We start from the raw sequence: 26368 nt of genomic DNA, 5'->3' as shown, positions 1-26368 counted from the left end.
AGTTTCCTTCACTCATTTTTTATATCTATTTATTAACTAAGTTTATTAGTTAGATGCATTTTCACTTCCATTAGTTTTCTTAGCTATAACAGGTAATATTAATCCTATTCCCATTAATACTATAGGTGTTATAACATTTAAAGAAACTCTAAATATCCATTCTTTACTAAATGCAGGAACATCTGTTGGGAACATACCCATTATACAAGCAAATGCTGTAAATCCAAAACACCAAGCTCCAACTAAGAATCCTAATTTATCACTCTTTATAAACTTGTATTCAGTTTTAAATTTACTACTCATCTTCTTAAGACCCATGTAAGCTAAGAATACCCATAAGTATCTCATTGGCATTACAACTGAGTTTAATTTTAATAACCAGTTAAATAACTCATTAGTGTTACCTATTCCTAATGCTGGTATTACTATTAATATAGAAACTAATATAGCTGTCATTATATATCCATTAACTAAAACACCATTCTTATTTGTTTTAGATAATTTCTTAGGTATAAATCTAGAATCAGCTTCTCCTAATAATACTCTAAGCGGAGCATCTATTGAGAATACTAAAGCTGATAATTGTGCTGCAGTATTTGCTAATGCATAAACTATAACAAATAAGCTACCTAATCCATAATGCTCTCCTAATAATTGGAATGCATAGTATTGACCATTCATCATTAAATCTTCTGGTATAGCGTTAGCATTGAACATCATACCCATAGCTATTGATCCTAAAAGTGCACATACAGCAACCATTCCAGCTAAAACTAACATTCCTTTAGGGAAGTTTTTAGATGGGTTTTTAGTATTATTTACGTATGGAGCTATTTTTTCACATCCCCCAACAGCAAATACTAACATTGATAAAGTTGTTAAATATGCAAAGTCAAATTTAGGAATAAATGACTTAGGTGTTATATCAGGTGTTGCAACATGTCCAGTTATAGCTGGAGCTGCTAATCCTAATACTATGTATAATAAAGACATAACAAACATTGACATACCTGCTACGTTACCTATAACCTTTAATACTTTTACTCCCTTTGTTGAAATATATAAAAATATTAAAAATACAACAAGTACCATTCCTTGTAATATTAAAGGGTTTAATTCCTTTAATGTTGTAGCAAGTTCGCCTGATGGACTAACTGCCCAAGAAAGTGCTATTAATAATGCTTGTGGTTTTTGTGCTAAATAAGGTACATGAACAACCCAGTAAGTCCACCCTGCCATAAATGCAAGCATTGGTGTTGTAGTAGAACTTATCCAAGCTGAAACTCCACCTTGAGAATCTTTAAATGCAGACCCTAGTTCCCCAACCATTAATGTGTATGGTACAAAGTATAAAGCTATCATAAATATCCATGAGAATACTACAGTAAGTCCTTGATTTGCAAAGTTATTAACAACATTTCCAAATCCCCATACCATAACAAATCCCATTAAGGCAATATTTTGCCAAGTTAAATTTCTATTTTGATCAGACATTGATCTTTTACCTCCCAAAATTTGTATGATTACGGTTTCTATTATATATTGTTATAAGTTATTGTCAATACACTATTGTAAATCGTTTTCTTCCTGTATTTTCCTTCTTTTTTCTCAATCTTTTGACAATTAATTTTTTCTATTTACAATCTTTTCAAAATCTAAACATATATATTTTATTAATTTTCATTATTTTTTTAAATTAGTATTATTCATGCATTTAGTTATATATTATATTAATTTTTTTTGATATATTTTTTATTACTTCTTTCATTTTATATAATTTAATTTTAATTTTTAACTTTTTATTTTCTTCAAAATTTTTTTATTAATCTATTTATTCAATATATGTAATTTTAATATATATTTTCAATTAAACCTTTTATTTTTTTAAGTTATTATACCTATCTTTATTATTAAATAAAAAAGAAAGGCTTCAATAGCCTTTCTTTTAACATTATTTAAATCTTTTTTCAATGTGTTCTTGTAACTTTTGAGCTTGTAAACCTTCAGCTTCAGCAAAGTCTTTAAAACATTTGCTTAATTCTTTGTCATCAACATTATCAGCATATTGCATAAAATCTCTTACTTTTTCTTGAGTGTCTAATAATGCTTTTTTTAAACAATCTTGTGTATTCATTTCCATAATTATCACCTCACTATGTATTTGTTAATATTATTCGTATATTTATACTTTATTATTCATGGTTAAAATTTCAAATGATACCCTGAATCATTTTTAAATTTTAAATTGTATAATGTTAAATTGATCTTGTATAATTTTCATTAACATGAAATGATTTAAGTGAATTTTTATATTTTTCAATATTTTTCAAAAATTCTATTTAATTACTTTATAATATTATTAAATACTGCTATACTCATAATATATTTTACTTTTCACATAAATTTTTCAAATTAATATTTGATTATTTTGCAATCGAATATTAATATTACTTAAAAATTTTAACTACTTTTAAATTAATCTAATCTTGATCTACTTTTCAAATTCACGACTCATAAATAACTTCTTTTGTTTATCTTAAATTTTTTATTATAATTAATATGTTTTTAGGGGGTATTTTTATGGTACTAAGAAAAAAATTAGCTTTAATATTTGCACTCTCGTCAGTTGGGGCATTGTCTTTAGTCGGTTGCTCTAGTACAGGTTCAAATCAAGGCAATTCAGGTTCTTCAAAATCTATAGACCCTTATGCAGTGCTTGCAAATGAAAATGCTCGAAAGGCCATAGTTATGTCAATAGACAGATCTGAAATTACCGATGTACTATTAAACAATGGTTCTGAACCAGTTTCATTTATTACACCTAAGGAGTTAGCATTTACGAAAGATGGACAAGATTATAGAGATATTGTAGGAGATATGGGATATCAATCAAATGATGAAGAAGCTAAAAAAGCTTGGGCTAAAGCTAAAGACGAGTTAGGGTTTGATACTGTTACACTTGAATTACTATCTTATGAAGGTGAGTCTGGAAGAAAAACAGCTGAATTTATACAATCAGAACTTAATTCTAATTTAGAAGGTCTAAATTTAGAAATTAAGCAGCAACCTTTAAAGCAAAAACTAGATTTAGCATCTAAAGGAGATTATCATATAGATTTAAATGGTTGGTCTGCTGATTATCCAGATCCTCTAACATTTTTAGAAATTTTTACAACGCAAGGTATGTATGGACAAAGATTATCTTATTCTAATCCTGATTACGATAAATTAATTGAAGAAGCAAAGGTAGCTGAAACTCCTGAAGAAAGTTTTAAAAAATTTGGAGAAGCTGAAAAAATTTTCTTAGATTCTGCTAATGCTGCCCCGCTTTATCAACAAGGGACATCCTTCTTACAAAAAAGTTATGTTAAAGATATAGTTAGATATACTTATGGTTCTCAAGCTTCATATAAGTGGGCTGATGTAGATAAAGAGTCTAAACAATTGAATTTAACTTTGGCTGGAGATATTCCTACACTTGATGTTAGTAAAGCATCAGATATGGACTCATTTTATATGATAACAAATACTATGGAAGGTTTAACAAGAGTAGATGCAAGTGGAGTTGCAACTCCTGCTATGGCAGAGAGTTGGGAACAGTCTGAAGACGGTAAGACATGGACGTTTAAAATTAGAAAAGATGCTAAATGGTCAAATGGTGACCCCGTTACAGCTCGTGACTTTGAATACTCTTGGAAAAGAACTTTACAACCTGAAACTGCATCACAATATGGATACGTTATGTATGATATAGAAGGTGCTAGTGATTACAATAACGGTAAATCTGAAAATGCAGATAATGTTGGAGTAAAAGCAGTAGATGATTATACTTTAGAGGTTAAGTTAAATAGACGTGTTAACTATTTTGACCAACTTATGTCTTTCTGTGTATTCTTCCCTCAAAACCAAAAGTTTGTAGAAGCTCAAGATGGTAAAAATGGTACTACAGCTGAAAACTCTGTATATAACGGACCTTTTACTATGTCAACTTGGAAAATGGATGATTTATGTGTTTTAAGTAAAAATCAAAATTATTGGGATAAAAATGCTGTAAAATTAGATACAGTCAATTTAAAAGTTGTTAAAGATACTAATGCAGCTATAAATTTATATGAAACTGATCAAATAGATGTAGTTGGCTTAAATTCTGAAAATGTTGATAAGTATAAAGACTCCAAAGAATTTATGACGACTAAAAAAGCTGAAACATTCTTCTTATTAATTAACAATAAAGGTGCTAAATAATTTTTCTATAAATTCCAAAAAAATGTTTAGAAACCTAATTATAGTGTATATATATAAAGATAGCTGCCTTGAAATAGAGGTGAATCTTGCCAATAAAAAAGGCTGACACACGGGTGTCAGCTTTTTTTGTTTTGCTTCATTTTGCTTTTATATTTAACATATTTCATTACAATATAAGTTACTATTTTTCTAATAAACTTATATATAGGTATAACTGATAAAATTAACGGCATATATAGTATCATAATTTTTAAATTAATAATATTTACAAATGAGAATATATTCCTAAAAAGTATAATAGTTAAAACAAATATAGTAACTAATGTAATTATCATAAATCCTACTTTTTTATCAATCGGTTTAGATATATGCCATAAGGATGTAAAGCAAACTGATCCTGTTAGTAATACACATAAAGTTGATATAACCGATTCATTAAAGTTTAACATATTCCCAACAACTGAAATTATCATTATATAAAAAACTGCACAAATTCCAGATGTTAATGCCGGTATGGAAATATTTAATAATAGATTTTCTTTTATTTGCGAATAGTTTGGTCTAAATGCTAAAAAAAATGATGGAATTCCAACTCCAAGTGAAGTTATCGGCATCAACTGTATAGGATGAAATGGGTAAGATCCCTTCATAAATATAAAAATTATAGCTAATATAATTGAATATACTGTTTTCATTAAATACTGAGATGCCACTTGCTGTATATTATTTACTACTCTTCGCCCTCCCATGACAACACCTATCATGGAATCAAAATTAGAATCTAAAAGTACAAAATCAGAAATTCCCTTTGCTGCATCACTACCTTCTGCCATTACTATACTACAATCAGACTCTTTAAGAGCTAAAATATCATTTACTCCATCACCTGTCATTCCAACAGTATGTCCTTCATCTTTAAATATTTTTACAAGCTCCTTTTTCTGTTCGGGGCTAACTCTCCCGAAAATCTCATATTTACTTATATAATTTTTTAAGTCATCATTATCTGAAATACTACTAATATCTATGTATTTATCAGAATTATCAACACCAGCTCGTTTTGCAATTTGTGAAACAGTTTTTGGATTATCTCCTGATATAATTTTGATAGCTACTCCTTGTTTTTTAAAATAATTCAATGTATTTGCAGCCTCTGGTCTTATTGTATCTTCCATAATAGAAATACCTATTAATTTTCTATCTTTTGGAAGTTCATTATCAACTATAGAGTCATTTGAATGTGCAAAAACTAAAACTCGCTCTCCTTTATTAGTATATTCATCGATTATGCTTTGAATACTTGGTGATATTTTTTCAAAAACAAATTCAGGAGCTCCCATTATATAACTACCTTCTTTTTCAAAAGTAACTCCACTCCACTTTCTAGCTGATGAAAATTGTACCCTATTAATAGGTTTCCAAGATTTCGGACTTGGAAGTTCTACCTTTAATGCTTTACTTGTTGCGTTTTCTTCTAAATTTTCTACTAAAGTTGAAATTCCTTCTTTCAGTTTGTCTATTTCAAAATCTTCACATGTGATTATATCTACTAACTTTATATTACCGTCAGTTATAGTACCTGTTTTATCTAAACATAATAAATCTACACGAGCTAAGTTTTCAATAGATCCCATAGTTTTTACGAGAACTTTTTTCTTGCTTAAATTAATAACCTCAACTGCTAGTGCAATAGAAGTTATTAATATTAAACCTTCTGGTATCATTCCAATCATAGCTGCTGAAACACCTAATATAACATCATTTGTATTTATACCCGAAGTTGACTTTGATAAAAATAGTGCTATTCCAATTGGCACTATAAAAAAAGCAAGTCCTTTTATAATTTGTTTAAGAGTTTTTATTAATTGACTATTTATATCTTTTTCTTTCTTTGCTTCCATTGCAATTTTAGACGCATAGCTTTCTTCTCCAACATTTACAACTTTTACATATGCCATCCCACTTATAACATAGCTTCCTGACATAACTTTAGAATCTACTGTTTTTAAAATTGGATCAGATTCTCCAGTTAGTTGAGATTCATCTACCTCTATACCATCAGTCTTAACAACTACTCCATCTGCACAAATTTGAGAACCTCTATTTATTACCATCAAATCATCTTTTACTAAATCATGTTGATTGATTTTACTCTTTTGATTATCTCTTATAACTGTTATTTTTGATTGATTTAATAAAGATAGCTTATCTATACTTTTTTTAGCTCTTACTTCTTGGAATATACCAATAGATACATTCGAGATTAAAACGCCTAAGAACAATAGATTTTTATAACTTCCAGTATATATGATTAAAGTAGCAATTATAATATTTATAAGATTAAATAATGTACATATATTATCTTTAAATATTTTATTATAACTTCTAGTTAATGGCTTTATCGGAACATTTCTTTCCCCACGTTCAATTCTATCTATGACTTCTTTAGTCGATAATCCTTCTTGATTAAACTCTATACTCATAGACTAAACCATCCTTTCCGCATAATTTTTAAACATTTATTAGTACCATAGTTATATACTATTTTTAACATTTAAATATAAAAATATATTAACCTATAAAAAACTAATTAAACTATATTTTTCAAATTTTTTCACATATTTTCAGATATTTAAAATTTCTACATATACTATAATTTTATAAATAAAAAAAAGCTGATATTAATATCAGCTTCTTTATCTTTTTATTAATCTAGATTTCTTAAATCATCCATTAATTTTGTTTTATCAGCAGTTTTCTCATCTTTCATTTTTATTACTTTAGCAGGAGAACCAGCTACTACTGCTCCAGCAGGAACATTTTGTGTAACTACAGATCCAGCAGCTACTACTGCACCTTCTCCTATTCTTACTCCTTCAAGGATAACTGCGTTTGCACCGATCATTGCATCATCTTCTATTATAACAGGATCTGCTGAAGGTGGTTCTAAAACACCTGCTACTACTGCTCCAGCTCCAAGGTGTACATTTTTACCAAGTGTACCTCTAGCTCCTATTACTGCATTCATATCTACCATAGAACCTTCTCCAACTACAGCTCCTATGTTTATAACTGCACCCATCATTACTACTGCATTTTTACCTATAGTAACCATATCTCTTATATGAGCACCTGGCTCTATTCTTGCATGTTCATGTAAGTAGTTATACATTGGTATAGCAGAGTTTCTTCTGTCATATTCCATGTGTATATCAACTAATTTATCCTTTTGAGCATCTAAAACTGATTTTATAGAATCATAATTTCCTATTATAGTGTATGATCCATTGCTTCCGAATACTTTGTAGTCTTCAGTTGACTTAGCATCTAACTCTCCATTAACATAAACCTTCACTGGTGTCTTTTTTTCTACTGTTTTTATATACCTTGCTATTTCATATGCGTCATTTAAGTTTATCATCTGTACCCTCCTAATTACTTTAACATGTCATCCATATTATAATATCCAGCTTCTTTATTTGCTAAATATTTAGCTGCTGTTATTGCTCCATTTGCAAATATATCTTTAGATTGAGCTCTATGAGATATCATAACCTCTTCATCTAATCCTGCAAATATAGCTTCGTGTTCTCCAACTATTGTTCCACCTCTTATAGCATGTATACCAATTTCATTTTCATTTCTTTTGGCATCTCTACCATGTCTTCCATAGTTATATATAGAATCAGGTAAAACTTCTTTCATAGCATTTGCTACCATTATAGCAGTTCCACTTGGAGCATCTACTTTCTTATTATGATGCTTTTCTATTATTTCTATATCAAATCCTTGTAATGCTTTTGCAGCTTCTTTTACAAGCTTTAACATTACATTTACTCCTAAAGACATATTAGAAGAATGGAATATTGGTATTATTTTTGAAGCTTCTTTTATTTTTTCTAATTGTTCTTTAGTAAATCCTGTTGTAGCAATTACTAAAGGTGTTTTTGTTTTAAGTGCATAATCTAAAACATCATCAAGTGCAGAGAAATGTGAAAAATCTATTATAACATCAGCACTTTCTTGTATATCACTCATTTTAGTGTATAGTTTATAATCAGTTGTCTCACCTGTTGGCATTGAGCATCCGCAAACTAACTCCAAATCTTTGTCTTCATTTACGCATCTAGTAAGTACTTTTCCCATCTTACCAAGAGCGCCATTTACTATAACCTTTATCATGTCTTTCCTCCTATAACTCAAACCCATAGTTTACAAGTTCGTCTCTTAATGTTTTTAAATTACTTTCTTCCATTGGAGCTAAAGGAAGTCTTAAATCTCCAACCTCAAAACCTAATAAATTCATAGCAGTTTTTACAGGTATTGGATTTACTTCGATAAATAGTTTATCTATTAATGATTTCATACCCAATTGTAATTTTCTTGAACCTTCAACATCACCATTTAAGAATTTTTCTACTAAATCATGAGTTTCTTTAGGACATATATTAGCAACTACTGATATAACTCCTACTCCACCAAGAGATAATAGAGGTAATATTGAATCATCATTTCCTGAGTATATTGCAAATCCTTCTGGAACTAATCTAGCTATTTCTGCTACTTGCGCTAAATCACCGCTAGCTTCTTTAACAGCTACTATATTTTTAATTTCAGCAAGTTCTGCTATGACACTAGGTTTTATGTTAACCCCAGTTCTTCCTGGAACATTATATAAAATTATTGGTAGCTTAGTGCTAGCTGCTATTGTTTCAAAATGAAGCTTTAATCCTCTTTGATTTGTTTTATTATAATAAGGAGTTATTACTAATAATCCATCTACTCCTAATTTTTCAGCTTCTTTACTTAAGTAAACTGAATGCATAGTATTATTAGAACCTGTTCCAGCTATAACTGGTATTCTTTTATTTACTTTTTTAACAGTAAAGTCTATAACTGCAAATTGCTCTTCATCTGACATAGTTGTAGATTCTCCAGTAGTCCCACAAACTATTAATGCATCCGTTTTATTTTCTATATGGTATTCTATTAATTCTCCAAGTTTATTGAAATCTACACCAGTTTCATTAAAAGGAGTAACTAACGCAACTCCAGATCCCTTAAATAACATAATTTATACCTCCCAATTTTATACTAAATCATATTTTAAAAGAAGTTCAGCTATTTGAACAGCATTAGTCGCAGCACCTTTTCTTATATTGTCAGCTACTACCCACATATTTATTCCGCTGTCTACACTGAAGTCTCTTCTTATTCTTCCTACAAATACTTCGTCTCTTCCACTTAATTCAAATGCAGTTGGATATACATTGTTAGCTATATCATCGACTAATTCTAAGCCTTCAAAACCAGCTAATACACCCTTTAATTCATCTATTTCAAAATCATTTTCAAACTCAACGTTAACTGACTCACTATGTCCGTTTACTACTGGAACTCTTACTGTAGTTGCAGTAATTTTTAAGTTATAGTCATTTAAAATCTTCATAGTTTCATTAATCATTTTCATCTCTTCTTTTGTGTATCCATTTTCCATAAATACATCTATATGAGGTAAACAGTTATAAGCTATAGGGTGTGGATAAAATTGATTAGGAACACCATTTATTCCATCTTCTAAATCTTTAGTACCCTTTACTCCTGATCCTGAAACAGCTTGATATGTTGAGTATACTATTCTTTTTATTTTATATTTATCATGAAGAGGTTTTAATGGAACCATTGCTTGAATAGTAGAACAATTTGGATTTGCAATTATTCCTTTATGTTCTTTAACAGCTTCTGGATTAACCTCAGGTACCACTAAAGGAACATTTTCATCCATTCTCCATGCACTTGAGTTATCTACAACTACTACACCTTTTGATGCTGCTATTGGTGCATATTTTTCACTTATACTTCCTCCTGCTGAGAAAAGTGCTATTTGTATATCTCTATCAAATGAATTTTCATTTAGTTCTTCTACTGTATATTCTTTTCCTGCAAATTCTACTTTAGATCCTGCTGATCTAGCTGAAGAAAATAGGTATAAGTTATCTATTGGAAAGTTTCTTTCTTCTAATACTTTTAAGAACGTTCTTCCTACCATACCTGTCGCTCCAACTATAGCAACGTTTACTTTTTTCATATCCATACGCCTCTTTCTTCTTAAAAATTTCATCATCTAAATAATATATACGTAATTCTAGTATATATTATTTTAAATATCAATATATTGTAGATAAACATAGCATTAATCGCAATAATTTAGAAAATTTAAGCACTAATATCCATGTTACTATCATCTATAATTTATACTATGATATTAATATTTCTTTAGTGAACTAATTACTATCTTAATTTATATTGCAAACGCTTAACAATTATGGTATAATTCACTTAATTTGAATACATCACAAAAGGAAAAACCGATAGATAATAATTTATTTCTATCGGTTTTTCCTTTTTATTTTAACTTTAATCTTCTTTACACTCTTTTATAAATCTTTTAAATATATTTAGCATATGTTCACTATGATCTACCATTAGTTCTGGATGCCATTGAACTCCAAGAACAAATTTTTTACCTATTTTTTGAACAGCTTCTATTACACCATCATTTGAATATGCTATTACTTTTAAGTTATTTCCTAATGTTTTGACACTTTGATGATGATAGCTATTTACTAAAACTTTTTCATCAATAATCTCTTTTAATATAGATTCTTCTTTTATATCTATATAGTGAGTTCCTAAATATGGCTTTGTTTGTTGATTATGTTTTATATGACTACTTCTTATATATTTTAAATCTTGATATAAGCTTCCGCCTAGTGCTACATTTAGTATTTGTAATCCTCTACAAATTCCCAGTATAGGCTTATCTTTTTCTAATGCTACATTTATAGCTTCTATATCGAATTCATCTATATCTTGGTAAATATAACCTAACTCTCTAACTGGTTCTTCTTTGTATAATGTAGGATTTACATCATCTCCACCTGAAATTATAATTCCATCCACAGCTTCAATTTGTATTTTTATATTTTCTTTATCTCCATTTACAGGAATTACAACTGGAACCCCACCAGCTTTTTCAACTGCATGTATATACGAATTTGGCAAGTGAACTCTCTCTATTCCAGTAAACGCTCCGCTATCTATAGTCGCTAAATTTGCCAATATACCTATTAAAGGTTTCATACTTATTCCCCCACCTTATAAAATTATTTAAATCAAACTAACTTTTAATTTGTAGCTACATTTATACTATGATTCTATTTACCTAAGTTTCCTCCCTCTAAATTTATTTCTTTAATATATATATTTAATTTGTTTTAAATTAATTCTTTCATTGAATACAAAAAACCTACCATTAAATCTATAAAAAAAGATTTATATGATAGGTTTTTTATTTACAATATTTTAGGATCTATATCATTTTTTTCTTCATCATATCTATTTAAATTTCTTAAAGCAGGACCCTCTATTACATTTCCTTTATAATCAAATCTAGATGCATGACATGGACAATCCCATGTTTTTTCTGCTGAGTTAAAAGTTAACTCGCATCCTAAATGTGTACAAGTTATATCTACTATATATAGCTTTCCATCATAGTCTTTGTATGCACCACATCTTTTTCCATCTACATTAACTATTTTACTTTCGCCTTTTTCTAATATTAAATTATTATCACCTATTTTTAGCTTTCCACTTACATATTTCCAAGCCACATTAATATTTTGAGTTATAAATTCAGTTGTAAATACGCTACCTGTTCTAGAGGGATTAAATATATCTTCAAACTTTGACTCTCTATAACATATTAAATCTCTAATTATCATAGATGCTAATGTACCGTTTGTCATTCCCCATTTGCAAAATCCTGTTGCAACATAAAAATTATCTTCTTTTTTATTTACATACCCTATATATGGTATATTATCAAAGCTTATATAATCTTGTGCTGACCACTTACATTTAAATTGCTTAACTTTAAATTTTTCACCTAATTCATGTATTAACTCTTCGTATATTTCACCTTCATTTTTACATTGTCCAACTTTATGATCTCCTCCACCTAAAATAATTAGATTTTGACCATCTCCACAATAAGGTTTAAATGTAAATCCACTGTCTTCAACACTTAAATACATTCCTTTTGGTATATCTCTTTCATACTCTCCAGCTAATAAGTAGGATCTTTCACCTTTTTCTTTAGCAAAATAAAGATTTAATCCATCATACCAAGGAACATGAGAAGCTAATATAACATTTAATGCTTTTATTGTGTTTCCATCTTTAGTCTTTAAATTATATATATTTTCTTCTTCATGATCTACTATAGGAGTTTCTTCATACACTTTAACGCCTAACTTTAAACATTCCTTAGTTAGTGCATCTAAGTATTTTTTAGGATTGAATTGAGCTTGGTTAAAAAATTCTATCGCTCCTTTTACATCAAATGGTATATCCAAACTCTTATGATACTTACAATCAATTCCTAACTTTTTACAAGTTTGATATTCTTCCTCAAGCTCTTCTATGTAGTTTTCATTATCTGAGTATATAAAGGAAGATAATCTTTCAAAGTTACAATCAATATTATTACTCTTTACAATTTCTTCTATTAAATCTATAGCACTTTCATTTCCTTCATGATATAGTTTAGCACTGTCTAATCCATATTTATTTCTTATTTTTGAATATACAATTCCATGCTGAGAAGTTACTTTACCTGTATTTCTTCCGGAACTTCCATATCCTATTTTATGAGCATCTACAATTGCAGTTTCTATTCCCTTTTTTGATAGTAAGTAAGCAGTTGTCACACCTACTATACCACCACCAACTATAATAGTATCTACTTCTAAATCTTCTTTTAGCTTTTCATAACATTCACCTTTAGAACTTAATATCCAATATGATTCTTTCATAAGTTTATATATAACTAGCTAACCTAGTTACTCCTTTCTATATTATTTCCTTATATTTGTATAATTCCCATTTTATTAAATTTAATCTAAATTAGAGCAAAAAAATAAAGTATCGCATTTACGATACTTTATTTTTTCATTTAACGATATTAGGCGAATGTATTATAGCTAATATGACGAAACGTTAAAGCCGAGCTCTACAGGCTTTAGTGAAGGAATATTAGCTATAATACTGAGCCATATCTATCCTTTTAGTATTGATTTATAAAGAAGAATTCTCCCGGTCCTATAGGAGCTCCTAATAATGCCCATGCTACTGCAAATACTGTCCATGCTAATAAAAATCCTATTGATATCGGTAGCATCATTCCCATTAAGTTTCCTATACCAAAGTTTTTCTTATACTTTTGTCCGAATATAACTATAACTCCCATATAACTCATAAGTGGAGATATTATATTAGTAGATGAATCCCCTATTCTATACATTAACTGTACTCCAGCAGGTGAGAATCCAGCACTCATAAGTATTGGTATAAATATTGGTGCTAATAATCCATACTTAGATGTACCTCCTGCTATAAATAGGTTAATTATTGCAGTGAACCATATGAATGCAATCATTAACATCATAGCCATAAAAGTATTGTCTGTTGGTATTTGAGCTACTAATTTTGCACCTAATGAAGCTATTAATATACCTAAATGTGAATCATTAAAGAAGTTTAAGAATTGTGCAACAAAGAATAATATAACTATTATAGAAGCCATACTCTTCATAGATGTAACCATTGCACCTATAACATCATCTTTAGTTTTAAATGTTCCTGACTTGAATCCATAAACTAAACCAGGTACTAAGAATACGATAAACATTAACATCATTATCATATCTCCACTAAAGAATATAGAATCTAAGAAGCTATTTACTCCCTTTAGTGCCATAGTTCCTTCAGGGCTTATTGATGTTAAAGAAACTGAAGTAGATAAATCTCCAACTATAGGTATTACATTATTTTTATCAAATGGTAAAACTGTTAATACTATAAATGCTATTACTCCTAATAAACTAAAATTAGCTGCTTTAAATGCTTTCTTTTCTTGATCAGTTAAATCTCCTGATTTTTCAACAACATCAGCTTCACTCTTATCATATTTTTCCATTCCTGGCTCAACTATTTTATCTATTATAAAAGTACCTATTGCAACGATTATAAATGTTGACGCCATTAAGAAGAACATATTAGATGTAGACTTTAACATTGGTGCAAAACTTGTTCCAACTAAAGCATCTCCTGTTTCTGCCGCTGCTTGAGTGAATGGTATTAATAATGCATCAAATGACCCTATAAGTAAGTTTGCACTAAATCCTCCTGAAACCCCTGCAAATCCTGCTGCTAATCCGACCATAGGATTTCTTCCTATTGTATAATATACCAATGCAGCAAGAGGTATTAAAACAACATACCCTGCATCAGATGCTACATTTGACATAACCCCTAAAAATATTACAACAGGTGTTACAAGCTTAGCTGGTGTAGCCTTAACTATACTTTGTATTCCTATTGATAAATATCCACTTTGTTCCATTACTCCTATTGATAGCATTATAATAAGTATTGCTCCTAGAGCTGTCATCCCCATAAAGTTTTGGATAACTGAACCTATAATATATGATAATCCATTTGAGTAAGTCTCTGAAACTGCAGTTCCAGCTGCCGTTACTTTTAAAATTTCTATAGGCTTTTGACCTAAAAGGTTATTTATAGGGAATTTACCAAGTTCCGTTTCAGCAACTACATTAAAAGTTCCTAGTATTGCTGATAGTATAAGTACAGCTACAGATATATAAACAAATAATAACGCTGGACTTGGTAACTTATTCCCAACTCTTTCGATAACACCCATACACGACTGGAGCCTCGACTGTTTTTCTTTTTTACACGTTACGTTTAATTCCATTATAATTCCTCCTAAAAAAAATTTTATACATATGAATTCGTTTTCCCGAGATTCATTATACTACATATGTTTTATTTTTTCTACAATTTAGAATATTTTAATATTTGAAACTTTTCTTCTTATTTCGAGTTTTTTTGTCGAATTCATTTCATTTTTTGTAAATTTAAAATTTAATTTTATATATAAAAGTATTTTTATATATAAAAAGTAAGTTAGATTTCTTATTGTAATAAAAATATAAACTTTCAGTATATATTCTTATTATAAATATTTTTAATAAGATTTCTTATTTTTCAGTTTTATTTATAAAATTGAATATTTTTTTGTATATAATTCATTTTTTTGTTTATACTTTTAATATAATTTCAAATGCAATTTTTAATTATATCACTAAACATACTATACTTATTTCTCCTTTAAAAAAGACGGGTGCTCCCACTGACACCCGTCTTTTTATTTTATATATTTATGTAATTGTTTTATATTATCTTCCATGTTAGCATCAATGACCCACATTCCATTAATTGTTTTCGTTTCAAAACTACCTTCAACTGGGATCATATATTGATTTATTTTATAATTTTTTTCATTTTGTATTTTTTCTTGTATGTATTTTATATCATTTACTGGTATATTTGTACTAACTTGAGACATCATTTCCATATTCACTTCAAACTTTTTATCAGAATCTAAGCTTTCATATTTATTTATTATAGACTTTAAAACAGCTCTTTGTCTTTGAGTTCTTTCGTAATCTCCATTTCCTTCTTTTCTTATCCTACAATATGCAACGGCTTGTCTTCCATTTAAATTTTTAGTTCCCATTCCCTCAATGTAATCAGTTCCATGAGGTAATTTTTCTATATTATTAATTTCATCTAAATTTTTATTTATTTGATTTGATTCATAATCTTTGAGTTCTATATCTACGCCACCTACTAAATCAATTAATTTAGCTAAACTAAAAAAATCTACACTTACATAGTTCTTTAAATTCAAATCAAAATTTGAGTTTAAAGTATCAAGTGCTAGTTTAGGCCCTCCATATGCATATGAATGATTTAGTTTTTCTTTTCCATGACCATCTATCTCTACCAATGTATCTCTTAGTATAGATACCAAGTTAACTGTTTTATTTTCTAAATCTATGTTTGCAATCATTATAGAATCGGCTCTAGCTTTTTCTTCTTTACTTCTTCTATCTAATCCAAATAAAGCTATATTAATAATCTTCTGATTTTCAATTTTTTCACTTTTTATTTGCTCCTTAGCCACCTTTTGCTTTTCATTGCTATCTTTTATTAATAAGTACAATGCTGATATAGGTAAAATGATTACTATTAATAAAATCAAAATAATTTTTTTATTAAGTTTCACAAGTTCACATCCTTATTTATTTATGTATGCTTTAATTATTAATGATTAACTAAGTTTTATAAATAATACAAAATTTCTTAAGCGTAAAAAATATCCTCGGTATTTTAACCCAGGACATTTATTCAATAGATTCATTAAACTCTTTTAGAGTTTTTATTTCTTCTATTATCTTACTTAAATGGTAATTAAATACAGGACTCTTATTTTCTTCAACATCAAAACAAATTTCCTCTGTGTTGTACAATTCTTTTATTGCATTAAAGTTTTCTTTATTTAGATACAACTTATTTTCTAATAACTCTATAGACTGCATATGGAAATAAATTTCCCTGCATATGCTTATAGATTTTTCTAAGTTTTCTATATCTGCTTCGTATTTACCACCATAATCTAACTCATCAGTTAATTTTGAATATATCTTATCTAATTGTTGTATGTTCTTTTTGAATATATTTATATCTAAGTTTTCTTCATTTACAATTTTTGACTCTATAAGTTGTATAGCTGACTTTTCTATATTTTTAAATTCATTTATAGTCTTGTCTAAGTAATTAGGTCGTGCTATTAAGTAGTTTGTAACCACTCCTATAACTACCCCCACTGATGTATCTATAACCCTATGTATAGAGTAGTATGCTGGATTGTATGTTCCAACACCTAAGTGTATTGCTAAAAATGTTACACATGATACTACTACAGAGTTCACTTTTAATAAATTACACGCATAGATAGTTAGCATTATACCTATTCCACATAAAATAGGTTCTCCTGGCTGTATAAGTGCAAATAAAAATCCTATTATACCTCCTACAATTGTTCCTTTTACTCTGTTTAGACCTGCTTTCATAGATCCTTTAACTGTATCTTGAACAGAAATTACACATGCTATTGCGCAGTAAAAAATTTTTTGAACAAGAAATTGCCCCAATAAGATACATAGCATTACAGCTATTCCTGTTTTTATGGTTCTCATGCCCATTTTCTGTAGCTTCACTATATTTACCTCCTAGTATATCTACGATTAGTCATTACTATTTATTTTGTCATTAATATAGTATAATTTATTATTTAACATTTTGGTATACTTAAAAGTATTTATTTTGTAATTTATTTTTACCCCACTTTTTTCAATATAATCAGTTAATAGTTATACTATACAATTATAGCACATTAAAGTAGAGTATCTTATTTAGATACTCTACTTTAACTATTTTAAAATTTATTTGGGACTATAAACAGTTTTTTCTCCCTTATCATATATAATAAGAGAATTTGATCTTACAATGTCGTTTTTGTATTTAAAGTCTTTATTAGAGAAGTTTGCTACAACTCTCAAATCATCTCCATAGCAAGTAGTTTGTACTAATCTGTCACTACTTAAAAATTCGAAGTCAGTCATAGGTTTATTTATAGCTTTTTTATCAAACTCTGACCAAACTTTATCATGGTTTAGAATCTCTTTTTTATGTTTTTCCCATTCACTCTTATCTATATGATACATAGGAGCTGTATTATATAAAACTTCTTTCATCATTCTATTTTCAACTTCACCTTGTATTTTGAAACTACCCCATAGCCAATGATCAGAAGTTACAACTGAATCATTATAAACTAGTCTAAATAGAGGAAGTGAATATGCTGAATCTATAAATATTTTTTTATATAAATCTTTAACAGGAACTTGTTTTGCAAATACTTCTGGAACTCCCCCTGTAGGTGAATAATATTTACCTACATAATACTCACTATCTTTATTTTTATTCATGTCTGGATCTACCCATGAAAAAGCAGGTGTCTCAAGTCCATGTGCAAATGCTATAGTCGTACTCGCAAAATCATTTCCGCCTTCTGATCCTACAACCATATTTTTATCATCTCTTATATAACTCATTCTTTTTAATCTTGCATTTAAATCTTGTTCTTGTGTTGTAATGTGATTTTTAGAATAATCATCATAGATTTCTCCAGTTGCATCACAATCTATAAACCATGAGTTAAATTTATATCCCTCATTAAGTATCTTATTTACTCTTGATTTTACACTAGGCATAGCCAATGTAGGATTTAGTTTTCTGCCTGTTCCTTGGAACCCTTCTAATTTTTTTCCATCTTTATCTTCTACTGTTGCATTATCATATAGTGATTTATCATCAAACTTAGCTGTACTCCATTTTTCCTCACCTGGCTTATGAATTGAATGGTATGAATCATAAGGTCCAACTAAATATCCATAGTCATTAGCTTTTTTTACAAACTCTGGAGAAACATATCCTGCCTCTAAATCATCAAATCCTATCCAAGCATTATCTAATCCTGATTTTTTCATATCATCTAATACATCTATTGTATTGTTTCTTGCCCAATAAGTTGTTGGAGTTGTTGAATCTTTAAGCTTTGATTTTAATAACTCTTTATTTAATAAAATTAATTCATTTCTATTTAAATTGTTTATTCCCTTTTTTACAACATCTTCAGTTTCTTTATTTAAATCTTTAAATACATTAGGATTATAAAATTCTTTTAACATCATAACTGAATTGAATCCTCTTACTATAGTTTGTTTTTGGTACTTATCTACATAGTCTTGATTTTTTACAGCATCTAAAACATTTGACACTTCTTTTCCATCTTCTACTTTTGTATTTAAAAGCTCTTTCATCCAGTTTATGAATTCTTCATCCATGTTTTGTCTTAATAAGTTCCACTTAATATCATCAACAGTAATTATAGATTTATCCCAGAAGTAAATCTGTGGTGCTCCATATAACTTTTCTATGTTTTTGTTTTCCTTTGCTTTTTGTGCTAATGTTTTAAATTCTCCGTTTTCAATTACAAAATTCTTATAATTTTTAGCTACATCATTTACATTTTTATCTGTTATATATACTCTAAATCCATAATCTTTATTTTTGTTTATACTTGGATATTCATGAGTAAAATCAAACTTTATATTATTTTTTGTATCAAATTTTATTTCATCATTATATTTATTTTTCATTATATAAGTGGCTGCAAAGTTACTTTTATTTACTGAGAAAAATTGCATAGAAAAACTCTCTATAGTATTAAATATTTGCTCATTTAAATACTCTTTCCAGTACTTATCATTGCTTGGTATAAACTTTCCTTCATTTATAGGAAGTACATAACTTTCACCACTAACGCTTGGCCAAGTAAAAGTGTTAGCTTCTTTAGATGTTGATTTGATATCTACATCTAAATAGTTATCTTTCTTTTTTATGTCTACATTAATATGTTCATCTGGATAGGTCCACGAAATTTCATTATCTTTCTTTTTTAAGTTAGTAACAGATCTCTCTTTCATAGGTTCTGATATAATTTCCTTTTTCCCATCAACATCTACAGATACTTGAAAGTTTTTAGGATTAACGTCATATTTAAAATCTAAGTTATTAACTTTTTCTACCTTAGCTGATATATCTTCATCACTTTTAGTAAGCCCGTTACTACACCCTGCTAAGCTTGTTCCTATAAGTACAAAGCTTAACAATAACGATATTTTTTTATTCATCTTTATCACCTCAAAGTCATTTTAGTTTATTTTTGTTACACGTATGTTACAGTTTTATTTGCTCTGAACTTCATTATCTATAAGCTGTAAATTATATTGCTTTATTATTTCGATTAATCTGTTTGCATAAACCTTTTGGCCTTTTTCATTTGTATCCGTGCTATAACCTGCATTTTGTAGAGCTTTTGCCTGATATATATATGTCTTAGAACTAAATACCCCGTTGTTTTGGTATCTCTTATTTTCATATAAAAACTTTGCATGGTCATCAATTGATTGTCCTGCATCTTTATATTTTCTAAACTTTCCATTTACAGTGTTGCTTTTGAATTCTCTAGTTTCTAAAGTTACATACTCCCCTTTCCAATTTACGTCTGCTTTTATTCCAAATAAGTTATTATAATCCTTAGCTAATCTTGACTGACCCCATCCTGATTCTAATATTGCTTGTGCTATAGTTATAGATGGTAAAACTTTGTATCTTTCATAGTTTTGTATTGCATAATCTTTTATTGAATTTATAAATTTTGTGTAATCACTATTTTTACTCAACCTTTGTGGCATTACTCCAAAATCACTAAGTTGATTTATATAGCTATGTGTTAGATTTTTTTCAATCTTATTAAATTTAAGTTTGCTTGTAACCTCATCAACACTATTTAAAACTTTTGCTTCATTATTATCATTTAAAAATAATTTAGATACTTTTTTCATTTCTTCTTCTTTAACATTATTTAAATCATTCTTTTCCATAACTCCAATTATAGCCGCCACATACTTCCAGTTAATTTGAGCTTTATTATCACTAATTTCATCTGCTATATTTATAAATTTTGAAACATCTATATCTTCTTTATTTATATCTTTTAAAGAATAAAAACTTATCATTATATAAATTAAACCTATTAAGACAACTATAATGGCCAAAAAACCTTTATTTTTCATAATGTCACACTCCTTATGTATTTGTTATGTGATTATTATAAAAAAAGTTTGTTTCATGAATGTTACAAAACGAAAAAGTTTGCTTAAGCATAAAAAAAGAGGCTATATAAATTTAGCCTCCTTAATGTTACTTTTATTTAGAACTCTATAAAAAATTCTATATAATCATTTTTTAATTTTGTTCCGTATGTTAATTTTTGTGCATCTAAAATTTCCTTTACTAAGCTAAGTCCTAATCCTGTTCCAGATAATTGTCTATTTCTTGATTTTTCTAATACGTAAAATGGCTTCCATATATTATCTAATTCAGATTCTATTATTCCATTAGCCTTATTAGATACAGATATATATACTTTTTCTTTTCTTATTAAAGATATGTATATCTTATCATCAATAGTATATTTTATAGAATTACTTATTAAATTTCTTAGAACAATTTTTATTCCTTCTATATCCCCCTCAATCATGAATTCATTTTCATCTATATTTAAATTAACCTCTACATTATTTTCATTTATAATCAATTTATATTCATCTATAATTGACAATAATATTTCTTTCAAGTCAAATGAATTTATTTTGACTTCTCTTTTTTCATATTTTGAAAGATAAATTAAGTTGTTTATTATATCATTCATCTTTTCACTTTCTTCTATTATTGTATCTAAATAAGTTCCATCATCTATTCCATCTTGAATTCCCATAGCATAAGCTTTTATAAGTGCTATAGGTGTTTTTAGCTCATGCGATGCTCCACCTATGAATATTTTTAAATTTTCATTTCTTTTATTTAATTCATTTTGTGCTTTTTGTAAACTTACGCTCATTTGATTAACACTATCCGCTAATTCTTCTATTTCATCATTTGTTTTTATTTTTTCGGTTCTGAAGTTTAACTTTGCTATATCTTTAGATAGTAGTTTTATTTTTTCAAGTGGATCAATTATCTTTTTAGATAAAATAAATGTCAATAATATTACTATTAACACCGAAAAACTATTAAGTATTAAATTAAATTTATTTATTATAGAAATAGTTTCTTGAGAATGTTCTATAGGCATTGATATTGCAAATATATAATTATCTTTCAATATAAACTTTACTAATAAACTGTATTTTAGATTTCCCTGATTATATATTTTATTAACACTCTTTTCCTTCATATCATCAATTAAGTAATGAGAAATCCAAAATTTCTTAAGTTTTATATCTTTCTTTTCAAACTCTTTTATCAATCCTTCAGTTATATCACCTTCGTTTATTCCATTTTCCGTATCTAAGTGAGTATAGATTATATTTATTCCATATTTTCCCTCTATATTGTCTATGTCTTTAATAATAGTACCTGAGCTTAATTTTTCGATTTCATCTCCAACAGTATTTATAATTTTCTTCTTTTCATGTAAATAATACTTATGAATAAAAATATTATTTATAGTTAGTGATATTATAGATACAATTACTACAACTAAAGATATACTAATAGCTAGTTTTTTATTAAGTTTAGTCATTATGTTCCTCCAAGCTATATCCTAATCCTCTATGTGTAACTATAAAATTCTCCCCTATTTTTGTTCTTAACCTTCTTATATGAGTATCTACTGTTCTAAAATCACCAAAGTAATCCATACCCCAAACCAAATCAAGTAATTTTTCTCTTGAAAGTATTACACCTTTGTTGTTTATAAAGCATTTTAATAACTCAAACTCTGTTTTTGTAAGTCCTATATCCACATTATCTTTAAATGCTTTTGTAAATTTAAAATCTATTTTTAAATTTTTAATTGTAACTATATCACTATACCCCATAAGTTTTTTGGCCCTTATTATTAAAATTCTAGGATCAAATGGCTTTCTAACATAGTCATCAGCTCCAAAATTGAGAGCATCTACCTCATCATCACTCTGACTCTTTGCTGTTAACATCATCACCTTGATATTACTGCTTTCTTTTATCTCCTTGCAAACTTCTATTCCATCTATTTTAGGCATCATCCAATCCAGTATAGCTAAATCAATTTTATTTTTATAGAATACATCTAAAGCTTCTTCTCCATTGCTAGCAGTAAAAACATTAAATCCTTCTTTTCTTAAATAAGCTTCTATAATTTTTAGCATACTTAATTCATCATCCGCAACTAATATATTCATCTTTTCACGTCCATTCGTATTTAAGATTTATAAATATATTATATATTATCATCCAATTTTTACACTAATGTTACAAAACTATTATATAATTTCTTTAATCGTAAAAAAGGATTCATAAGTTTTACAAAGAATCATATTTATTTAAATAAGGTTTATTAATCTTTGAATTAAAAGGAGGTTTTATATGAAAGAAATTAAATTAAAAAATGGTAAAACTGCAATTTTAAGATCACCAATAAAAGAAGATGCCCAAACAATGATAGACTACCTAAATATAATAGGTGGTGAAAGTGATTTTATAACCTTTGGTAAAAATGAATTTTCAATGAGCGTAGAGGCAGAGCAAGATTATATTGAAAGAATAAATAGTATGGATAATTCTAAAAATGTACTAATTATTATAGAAAATGAAATCGTTGGAATAGCTTCTATTACTTCTGTTCAAAAGGAAAGAATGAAGCATAACGGAACCTTAGGAATAAGTATTCGAAAAAAATATTGGGGTATAGGTCTTGGAAGTGAGATTATGGCTTATCTTATCGACTGGGCCAAATCTAATAAAATAACAAAGAAAATCAACCTTTTAGTTAGAGAAGATAATATTAGAGGAGTAAAACTTTACGAAAAGTTTGGATTTGAAAAAGAAGGACTATTGAAGAAAGATATATGTGTAAATGGTGTTTATTACAATACTATAGCTATGGGGTTGTACATAGATTAAATTTTACTTTAGACAAGTACGTTATAGTTATTTCATTCACACAAAGACTTGAAGTTCAGTCTTTAAGTGTTTCTTCAATAACTATAACGCACTTATCACTAATACAATTAATGGCTTAACTATACTCTTTTTTATCTCTATTTAAAGTATTTTCCATATGGCTTAAATTCTTTTAATTCCTCAATAATTTCATCTAATTTGTTAAATTCTTTTTTTACATCATTTCCAATTAAGCTTGTTAAATAGTCAAATAAAACTTGCCCATTTCCCTCCATTATAAATCCTGATAAATTAACTTTATCTTTACTCTCAAGAACTATGATAATTAACTGTCCAGTACTTATTTTATCTAAATAGGAAGAATCATCATTATCTATATTATTTAGATGTTCTATAGTCAATTCTATTTGTGATTTTTCTTCTTCACTTAATAGTTTTTCAATAACACCCTCATTATCTATTTTGTAAATTTTTGAAATATCTTCAAAACTATATTCTTCATTGTTTTCATCCATATTAAAAAAATCCTCTAGTGTAATTTCTTCTGCCCCATAATTCTCAATTAAGTTTTTTGATATATTATCTATGCTATATTTATTTTCATTGTTCATTCCCCAACATCCCCCTTAACTTAATATATATTTTAAATAGTATATAATCTACTCTATATTTACAATAAAAGTCATACTAAATTATTCAAGTTCTTTAAAAAGTTCTTTAGCTTTTATCTTAGATTCTTTTAGTACAAGTTCTCCATCAGGTGTAATCTTATAGTATTTTCTAATTTTACCACCTACTACTATTTCTTCTTTATCTAATAAGTTTGATTGTTCCATTGCTTTAAGTATAGGATACAGTGTTCCTGGACTTATATCATATCCATGCGTTTTTAGTTCTTCTATCATCCATGAGCCATAAAAAGGTTCCTTTTTTGCATGATGAAGTATATGAATATGTATAAAGCCTAGAAATATTTTTCTTAGTATTTGTTCTTGCATTATTACCTCCATATGTTATATAATCATATCGGCTTAATATCGCATTTCGATATCGATTTTAGACATTATAATATATATTATCATTTTAATTATATAAAATGCAACTACTTAAGGAGGTGTTGAGTTGAGTATACTCAGACTAAAAGACATAAGATATATTTCAGACAATACACAGATACTAGATTCTGTAAATTTAAATATAGAAAAAGGCGATTGTGTATCTATAATAGGCTCTTCAGGAAGTGGTAAAAGTACACTTCTTAAAATCTGTTCAGACTTAATAAGTCCTACAAATGGGGAAATATTTTTTGAAGAAAAAAATTATCTAGATTATGATCCCATAGAACTTAGAAAAAAAATTAGCTACTGTGTTCAAATCCCTTATCTTTTTGGTAAATCAGTATTCGATAATCTTTCATATCCGTTTATTATTAGAAAAAAAGAAATCGATGAACACAGAATCCTTCAATTTATGAAGAAATTAAATTTAGATTCAGACTATCTACATAAAGATATAAATGCTTTATCTGGTGGAGAAAAGCAAAGAGTTGCACTTATAAGAAACCTAATGTTTACACCCGATATATTATTGTTAGATGAAGTTACATCTGCATTAGATAAAGAGAACGCTAAAATAGTTGAGTCTTTAATAAAAGAAATGAACGATAATGGAATTACTGTTATTTGGGTTACTCACAGTTTAGAACAAAGTGAGTCTATATTTAATAAAAGAATTCAAATGGATCAAGGCCAAATTTGTACTGAGGAGGACTTAAGATAATGAATACAATATCACTTATTATAGCATCTGCACTTATTGCAATTCCTATATTTATTTCATATAAAGAAGATTTAAAACTTGAAAAAGAAATTATTATAAGTATGATAAGAGCTATAATTCAACTTATATTAGTAGGTTACATATTAGAGTATGTTTTTAATTTAAAAAACTCTGCATTTACAATTATTATATTACTTATAATGACGTTTATAGCTGCTTTAAATACTAAAAAAAGAGGTAAGGAAATAAAGAATGTAGTCTTTGTATCGTTCATATCTTTAATTGTTGGAAGCTCTATAACATTAACAATACTAGTTTTATCAGGCGCTATTAAGTTCGTTCCAAATCAAATAATTCCAGTTGCAGGAATGGTTATTAGTAACTCTATGGTTGCTATAGGGCTTAGTTATAGAAATCTTAGCAATAGTTTTAAAACTAGACTTAATGAGGTAGAAGTAAAACTTTCTTTAGGAAGTGATATTTATTCAGCTTCAAAAGAAATAATAAGAGATAGTGTTAAAACTTCAATGCTTCCATCTATAGATTCTGCTAAAACATTAGGAATAGTTTCGCTTCCTGGAATGATGACCGGATTAATTTTAGGTGGTACATCTCCACTTATAGCTATAAAGTTTCAAATAATGGTTACATTTATGATTTTAGCTTCAACATCAATTTCTAGTATAATGGCTACATATATTGCATATAAAAGCTTTTTTAATGAAAGAAAACAAGTACAAATTTAAATATAATTTTTATTTTTAAAAAGCCTACTAAA

The 26368-nt window shown here is 27.8% G+C and carries 22 protein-coding genes; 4 read left to right on the top strand and 18 right to left on the bottom strand.

Going from position 1 to position 26368, the window contains the following annotated elements:
* Window positions 1-45 precede the first annotated feature (45 nt).
* A complete protein-coding gene (locus GFJ41_RS00535) occupies window positions 46-1494 on the bottom strand; it encodes an amino acid permease (protein ID WP_021430868.1) in 1449 nt (482 codons plus the stop codon).
* Between the two features lie 457 nt (window positions 1495-1951).
* Complete coding sequence (locus GFJ41_RS00530; protein WP_021430867.1) at window positions 1952-2140, bottom strand: hypothetical protein; 189 nt, start codon at window positions 2138-2140, stop codon at window positions 1952-1954.
* 440 nt (window positions 2141-2580) lie between these two features.
* Here GFJ41_RS00530 and GFJ41_RS00525 point away from each other — a divergent pair, with 440 nt between their 5' ends.
* A complete protein-coding gene (locus GFJ41_RS00525; protein ID WP_170074351.1) occupies window positions 2581-4245 on the top strand; it encodes an ABC transporter substrate-binding protein in 1665 nt (554 codons plus the stop codon).
* Between the two features lie 116 nt (window positions 4246-4361).
* Here GFJ41_RS00525 and GFJ41_RS00520 read toward each other — a convergent pair whose 3' ends face one another.
* The 14 genes from GFJ41_RS00520 to GFJ41_RS00455 form a co-directional block, all read right to left on the bottom strand.
* A complete protein-coding gene (locus GFJ41_RS00520) occupies window positions 4362-6728 on the bottom strand; it encodes an HAD-IC family P-type ATPase (protein ID WP_170074350.1) in 2367 nt (788 codons plus the stop codon).
* Window positions 6729-6952: 224 nt separating this feature from the next.
* Window positions 6953-7666, bottom strand: a complete 714-nt coding sequence (gene dapD / locus GFJ41_RS00515) for a 2,3,4,5-tetrahydropyridine-2,6-dicarboxylate N-acetyltransferase (protein WP_021430864.1) — start codon at window positions 7664-7666, stop codon at window positions 6953-6955.
* 14 nt (window positions 7667-7680) lie between these two features.
* Window positions 7681-8427, bottom strand: coding sequence for a 4-hydroxy-tetrahydrodipicolinate reductase (gene dapB / locus GFJ41_RS00510; protein WP_025162733.1), 747 nt, complete (start codon window positions 8425-8427; stop codon window positions 7681-7683).
* Between the two features lie 10 nt (window positions 8428-8437).
* Window positions 8438-9316, bottom strand: coding sequence for a 4-hydroxy-tetrahydrodipicolinate synthase (dapA, locus tag GFJ41_RS00505; RefSeq protein WP_021430862.1), 879 nt, complete (start codon window positions 9314-9316; stop codon window positions 8438-8440).
* A gap of 18 nt (window positions 9317-9334) precedes the next feature.
* Window positions 9335-10333, bottom strand: coding sequence for an aspartate-semialdehyde dehydrogenase (locus GFJ41_RS00500; protein WP_021430861.1), 999 nt, complete (start codon window positions 10331-10333; stop codon window positions 9335-9337).
* Between the two features lie 329 nt (window positions 10334-10662).
* Window positions 10663-11388, bottom strand: a complete 726-nt coding sequence (locus GFJ41_RS00495; protein WP_021430860.1) for a gamma-glutamyl-gamma-aminobutyrate hydrolase family protein — start codon at window positions 11386-11388, stop codon at window positions 10663-10665.
* Between the two features lie 212 nt (window positions 11389-11600).
* Entirely contained in the window at window positions 11601-13124 is a 1524-nt protein-coding gene (locus GFJ41_RS00490) for an FAD-dependent oxidoreductase (RefSeq protein WP_170074349.1), read from the bottom strand.
* A gap of 251 nt (window positions 13125-13375) precedes the next feature.
* Window positions 13376-15085, bottom strand: coding sequence for an AbgT family transporter (locus tag GFJ41_RS00485; protein ID WP_170074348.1), 1710 nt, complete (start codon window positions 15083-15085; stop codon window positions 13376-13378).
* 453 nt (window positions 15086-15538) lie between these two features.
* Complete coding sequence (locus GFJ41_RS00480) at window positions 15539-16462, bottom strand: LCP family protein (protein ID WP_170074347.1); 924 nt, start codon at window positions 16460-16462, stop codon at window positions 15539-15541.
* A gap of 118 nt (window positions 16463-16580) precedes the next feature.
* The gene (locus GFJ41_RS00475) at window positions 16581-17456 is read right to left on the bottom strand and encodes an FUSC family protein (RefSeq protein WP_035113993.1); all 876 of its coding nucleotides are present in this window, start codon (window positions 17454-17456) and stop codon (window positions 16581-16583) included.
* Window positions 17457-17681: 225 nt separating this feature from the next.
* On the bottom strand, window positions 17682-19994 hold the full coding sequence (locus tag GFJ41_RS00470; protein ID WP_170074346.1) for a glycoside hydrolase: 2313 nt from the start codon (window positions 19992-19994) through the stop codon (window positions 17682-17684).
* A gap of 54 nt (window positions 19995-20048) precedes the next feature.
* Window positions 20049-20939 carry a glycoside hydrolase family 73 protein gene (locus tag GFJ41_RS00465; RefSeq protein ID WP_035113997.1) on the bottom strand — a complete coding sequence of 297 codons (891 nt, stop codon included), beginning with the start codon at window positions 20937-20939 and terminating at the stop codon, window positions 20049-20051.
* 137 nt (window positions 20940-21076) lie between these two features.
* The gene (locus GFJ41_RS00460; protein WP_035113999.1) at window positions 21077-22450 is read right to left on the bottom strand and encodes a sensor histidine kinase; all 1374 of its coding nucleotides are present in this window, start codon (window positions 22448-22450) and stop codon (window positions 21077-21079) included.
* Complete coding sequence (locus GFJ41_RS00455) at window positions 22443-23090, bottom strand: response regulator transcription factor (protein WP_035114001.1); 648 nt, start codon at window positions 23088-23090, stop codon at window positions 22443-22445. Before GFJ41_RS00455 ends, GFJ41_RS00460 begins: the two co-directional genes overlap by 8 nt.
* A gap of 184 nt (window positions 23091-23274) precedes the next feature.
* Between GFJ41_RS00455 and GFJ41_RS00450 the strand changes: the two genes are divergently transcribed.
* Entirely contained in the window at window positions 23275-23811 is a 537-nt protein-coding gene (locus tag GFJ41_RS00450; protein WP_035114002.1) for a GNAT family N-acetyltransferase, read from the top strand.
* Between the two features lie 137 nt (window positions 23812-23948).
* Here the strand turns inward: GFJ41_RS00450 and GFJ41_RS00445 are convergent, their stop codons facing one another.
* Complete coding sequence (locus tag GFJ41_RS00445) at window positions 23949-24422, bottom strand: hypothetical protein (protein ID WP_035114003.1); 474 nt, start codon at window positions 24420-24422, stop codon at window positions 23949-23951.
* Between the two features lie 81 nt (window positions 24423-24503).
* Entirely contained in the window at window positions 24504-24809 is a 306-nt protein-coding gene (locus GFJ41_RS00440) for a PadR family transcriptional regulator (protein ID WP_021430758.1), read from the bottom strand.
* A 124-nt stretch (window positions 24810-24933) separates the two neighbouring features.
* On the opposite strand from GFJ41_RS00440, the gene GFJ41_RS00435 reads away from it, so the two are divergent.
* Window positions 24934-25590, top strand: coding sequence for an ABC transporter ATP-binding protein (locus GFJ41_RS00435; RefSeq protein WP_035114005.1), 657 nt, complete (start codon window positions 24934-24936; stop codon window positions 25588-25590).
* Window positions 25590-26336 (top strand): ABC transporter permease, encoded by a 747-nt coding sequence (locus tag GFJ41_RS00430; RefSeq protein WP_021432301.1) that lies wholly within the window; start codon window positions 25590-25592, stop codon window positions 26334-26336. The genes GFJ41_RS00435 and GFJ41_RS00430 overlap by 1 nt, the downstream gene beginning before the upstream one ends.
* Window positions 26337-26368 lie beyond the last annotated feature (32 nt).

It is taken from the genome of Paraclostridium dentum, from assembly GCF_012922555.1.
GTDB lineage: Bacteria > Bacillota > Clostridia > Peptostreptococcales > Peptostreptococcaceae > Paraclostridium > Paraclostridium dentum.
Note: the sequence above shows the minus strand (reverse complement) of the source record. Positions and strands in the feature narration are given on the sequence as shown.

Coding starts and splice junctions, on each gene's coding strand:
- GFJ41_RS00430 (WP_021432301.1), top strand. CDS start 25,590: ATGAATACAATATCACTTATTATAGCATCTGCACTTATTGCAATTCCT.
- dapD (WP_021430864.1), bottom strand. CDS start 7,666: ATGATAAACTTAAATGACGCATATGAAATAGCAAGGTATATAAAAACA.
- GFJ41_RS00450 (WP_035114002.1), top strand. CDS start 23,275: ATGAAAGAAATTAAATTAAAAAATGGTAAAACTGCAATTTTAAGATCA.
- GFJ41_RS00530 (WP_021430867.1), bottom strand. CDS start 2,140: ATGGAAATGAATACACAAGATTGTTTAAAAAAAGCATTATTAGACACT.
- GFJ41_RS00470 (WP_170074346.1), bottom strand. CDS start 19,994: ATGAATAAAAAAATATCGTTATTGTTAAGCTTTGTACTTATAGGAACA.
- GFJ41_RS00485 (WP_170074348.1), bottom strand. CDS start 15,085: ATGGAATTAAACGTAACGTGTAAAAAAGAAAAACAGTCGAGGCTCCAG.
- GFJ41_RS00520 (WP_170074350.1), bottom strand. CDS start 6,728: ATGAGTATAGAGTTTAATCAAGAAGGATTATCGACTAAAGAAGTCATA.
- dapB (WP_025162733.1), bottom strand. CDS start 8,427: ATGATAAAGGTTATAGTAAATGGCGCTCTTGGTAAGATGGGAAAAGTA.
- GFJ41_RS00440 (WP_021430758.1), bottom strand. CDS start 24,809: ATGCAAGAACAAATACTAAGAAAAATATTTCTAGGCTTTATACATATT.
- GFJ41_RS00490 (WP_170074349.1), bottom strand. CDS start 13,124: ATGAAAGAATCATATTGGATATTAAGTTCTAAAGGTGAATGTTATGAA.
- GFJ41_RS00460 (WP_035113999.1), bottom strand. CDS start 22,450: ATGACTAAACTTAATAAAAAACTAGCTATTAGTATATCTTTAGTTGTA.
- dapA (WP_021430862.1), bottom strand. CDS start 9,316: ATGTTATTTAAGGGATCTGGAGTTGCGTTAGTTACTCCTTTTAATGAA.
- GFJ41_RS00535 (WP_021430868.1), bottom strand. CDS start 1,494: ATGTCTGATCAAAATAGAAATTTAACTTGGCAAAATATTGCCTTAATG.
- GFJ41_RS00500 (WP_021430861.1), bottom strand. CDS start 10,333: ATGAAAAAAGTAAACGTTGCTATAGTTGGAGCGACAGGTATGGTAGGA.
- GFJ41_RS00525 (WP_170074351.1), top strand. CDS start 2,581: ATGGTACTAAGAAAAAAATTAGCTTTAATATTTGCACTCTCGTCAGTT.
- GFJ41_RS00455 (WP_035114001.1), bottom strand. CDS start 23,090: ATGAATATATTAGTTGCGGATGATGAATTAAGTATGCTAAAAATTATA.
- GFJ41_RS00465 (WP_035113997.1), bottom strand. CDS start 20,939: ATGAAAAATAAAGGTTTTTTGGCCATTATAGTTGTCTTAATAGGTTTA.
- GFJ41_RS00445 (WP_035114003.1), bottom strand. CDS start 24,422: ATGAACAATGAAAATAAATATAGCATAGATAATATATCAAAAAACTTA.
- GFJ41_RS00495 (WP_021430860.1), bottom strand. CDS start 11,388: ATGAAACCTTTAATAGGTATATTGGCAAATTTAGCGACTATAGATAGC.